This window comes from Mycobacterium sp., from assembly GCF_035603715.1.
Taxonomy (GTDB): Bacteria; Actinomycetota; Actinomycetes; order Mycobacteriales; family Mycobacteriaceae; genus Mycobacterium.
The window spans coordinates 1-3,103 of record NZ_DATNJW010000348.1; the positions used below are offsets into that span (position 1 = coordinate 1).

A 3,103-nucleotide genomic window follows, 5' to 3' on the forward strand; every position below is an offset into this window, starting at 1 on the left:
TCGGCCTTGCCGTCGACCAGTTTGGAGACGTTTGCCAGCAGCGAGTCCTTCATGCCGTCCAGCGCGCCGGCGCCGGCGCCGCTGGCGCCGCCGCTGCCCGAGCTCATGAACATACGAGCGGGCGTGCTGCCCAGCATGCCCATGTAGTACGTCGCCTGCACCGGCAGCAGCGCGGCTGTGGGGTTCGCGGCCACCGCGGTGACCACCGAAGGAAGCCAGGTCCCGAACGCGCTGCCGGTCAAACCCGGAAGCCCGGGCCCCGCGTAGCCAAAAAGGGCCGCAACGGCATTGAAAATTCCCTCGATGAGCGCGTCTGTTTCGGAGTCCGCTGGAGCTGCCGCCGCGGCCAGTGCGTTGGAGCCGCTGGTCACCAGCGGTGCGGCCGTCTGCGTCGGGAGCGCGGAGGACGCACCCGTCGAGTTCAGGTTGTAGGTGTCCATGCCCAGCGCGTCCTGGATCCACATGTCCAGGTACTCGGCTTCGTTCTGGGCGATCGCTCCGGTGTTCTGGCCGAGGAAGTTGTTGGCCACCAGCGTGGTCAACTCTGCCCGGTTGGCCGTGATCAGCGGCGGCGGCACCATCGAGGCATACGCCGTCTGGTAGGCAGCGGCAGCGGCCTTGGCCTGTGCGCCGGTCTGGGCCGCCTCGGCCGCGGTGCTCTGCAGCCAGGCGATGTACGGCTCCGCCGCCGACGCCATGTGTGCCGACGATGGACCCAGCCACGCGCCGGTGGTCAGGTTGGTGATCGCGGTCTGGTACTGGGTGGCGGTCGCCTCTAAGTCGGCAGCCAATCCATCCCACGCCGTCGCGGCCTCCAACAGTGGACCAGAGCCCGCGCCCTGGTACATCAGGGCGGAGTTGATCTCCGGAGGTATCAGCGAGAAGCTCATCCGCTTAGGACCCGATCGATCCTGCCGCGGCGTTGGCCGCCTCGGTGAGCGCGTAGGCGCCGGCGCCGGAGCGCAGTGCGGCCACCAACTGCTCGTGGACTTCGGCGGCCTGGGCGGCGATCTGCTGATACGTCGCGCCGTGCTGGCCGAACTGAACCGCCGTCATCGCCGACACGAGGTCGGAAGCGGCTGGGGCCAAACCCGTGGTCGGCGCTGCTGCCGCCGAGTTGCGCGCCGCCATCGCATCCCCGATGCCGGACAGCGTGCCGGCAGCCCCCTGCAACACATCTGGCTGTGTAGTTACGAACATGTTGGAACCTTTCCCACGACCCGGACGCCACTGACTCCAAAGAGTACTTGAAGCTGGGCGTTTTGATAGATCTCCCCTAGAGCGATTGCCACGCCTGATGGCGGGGAAATCGTAAGCTTTTTTCGCGTTCTGCGATAGACAAATCGCGAAACGTATCGGCCGAAAACGGCACCGAAACCTCTTGGCCTTCTCTCAGGTTTTCGAATGTTCACCTGTACGTCGTTAAGTTATCGCCCGGCCGAGCGCAGCGCCGCGCCCTACCCGGGCGACCTAGTCGGGGACTGTATCGTTGCCGCGTGACTGGGCGGCCACCGACGCTGTACATCTTTCCGCACGCCGGGGGATCGGCAGAGTTTTACGTTCCGTTCGCCAAAGCCTTTGCCAGCGATATCAGACGCGTCGCCGTTCGCTATCCGGGGCGCGGTGGTAATCACGATCTCGGGTCCTTTACCACAATTCCCGATCTTGCCGACAAGGTTTGCCAGATGATCAAGCCGCCCGACAATCCCGAAGAAAAGGTGGCGTTCTTCGGCCACAGCATGGGTGGGTTGCTGGCGTTCGAAGTCGCTCGCCGGTTCGAGGCGGCCGGCGGTCCGATCGCCGCGCTGTTCGTCTCGGCTGTCGCCGCGCCCGGTCGAGTCGGCTACGAGCACGTACCGGAGTCGGACCAAGGGTTGCTCGCCGCGGTGAGCGAGATGACGGGTGTCAATCCGGAGTTTCTGGAGAACGAGGAATTCGCGGCCAGCATCCTGCCGACCCTGCGCGGGCTCAAGGCGATCTCGAAATACGATTGCCCGCCCGACGAGAAGTTGTCGTGCCCGATCTCCGCGTTCCTGGGCGACGACGATGAGGTGGCCACCTATGAGAAGGTGCTGCCTTGGTCGGAGCGCACAACGTCTGAGTTCAGCCTGAAAGTTTTTCCGGGCCACCATTTCTATCTGACGGACCACATCGCCGAGCTAGTTGGCGAGATTGAGCCGAAGATCTTGTCCTCATGTAGAGGTTGACCTATCGGTTAATAAAACGATTGTTGTCAAATACCGACGCAAATCGAAAACCGGAAATCGAGATCGCATTACCTGCCGAAAGTGTTTATCCGGCTAACAAATTGGACGTCTCTACCGATAACTTGGACGGTGTGGCCAACCTGAGATCTGCGCGAGATATCGGGCGCGCGCGCCGGGGCGACTGAACAGGGTGTCTGAGGGAAAAGTGAATAACACCACACCCTGTCATCGGCGTGCCGCGGCCCAGCAAACCCCCTCTCTCAGGGAGGTTTCGAACGAGCTGCCCCGGTGAGCTGGCCAGATCGCCGTCGAGGCCGTCACCCGAGGGGGAGGTGGGCGCTGCCAGCGCCGCAAATGACATGGCCACCAAGGGAAAAGTTTCCGCAAAGCGTTCAGGGTATTCGGAGTTATGCAAATTAACCTACCGTCGGGTAAGGTAAGGCCGTCGCGACCGGAGAGTGGACGCCTCTGGGAGTGACCCACATAGCAAACCTATGGTCCCAGCAATGACGCAGGCCGGAACAGGGCTTTTGTTTGGCGCGCGTATTACATTCTTGGGTTTTTGATCCGAGATGTGCGCGGCCCCTGTTAATCTCCTGCATCACAAGCGCCCGTCTAGTTGTTGTCCGGGGCTCTAGATTTTGAGGGGTGGTGTCCCGATGGCAGTAAGCGATGCCTCGATTGCCGCAGTGCTGCGGGAGTGGGCCCGGCAGCAACCCGATGCGCCGGCCTATACCTACATCGACTACGAGATTGACCCCGCTGGCTACTCCCAGACATTCACCTGGTCCGAGCTCTACGGCCGCGTGCAGGCCTTGGCCGCTGAGGTGGCGTCCTGTGGAGCGCCGGGGGACCGTGCGGCCATCCTCGCGCCACAGGGCCTGGACTATGTCGTT

3 protein-coding genes and 1 pseudogene are annotated in these 3,103 nt (G+C 63.1%); 2 read left to right on the plus strand and 2 right to left on the minus strand.

Translation table 11 applies throughout. From position 1 onward, the window contains the following. On the minus strand, positions 1 to 890 hold an 890-nt coding region (locus VN856_RS14500; protein ID WP_325690170.1), incomplete at its 3' end, for a PPE family protein. Between the two features lie 4 nt (positions 891 to 894). Then, a complete protein-coding gene (locus VN856_RS14505; protein ID WP_325690172.1) occupies positions 895 to 1,200 on the minus strand; it encodes a PE family protein in 306 nt (101 codons plus the stop codon). Positions 1,201 to 1,496: 296 nt separating this feature from the next. Here VN856_RS14505 and VN856_RS14510 point away from each other — a divergent pair, with 296 nt between their 5' ends. Together VN856_RS14510 and VN856_RS14515 are read left to right on the plus strand one after the other, a co-directional pair. Next, the gene (locus VN856_RS14510) at positions 1,497 to 2,207 is read left to right on the plus strand and encodes a thioesterase II family protein (protein WP_325690174.1); all 711 of its coding nucleotides are present in this window, start codon (positions 1,497 to 1,499) and stop codon (positions 2,205 to 2,207) included. Between the two features lie 659 nt (positions 2,208 to 2,866). Beyond that, a pseudogene (locus VN856_RS14515) lies at positions 2,867 to 3,103 on the plus strand (acyl-CoA synthetase); the annotation flags it as partial.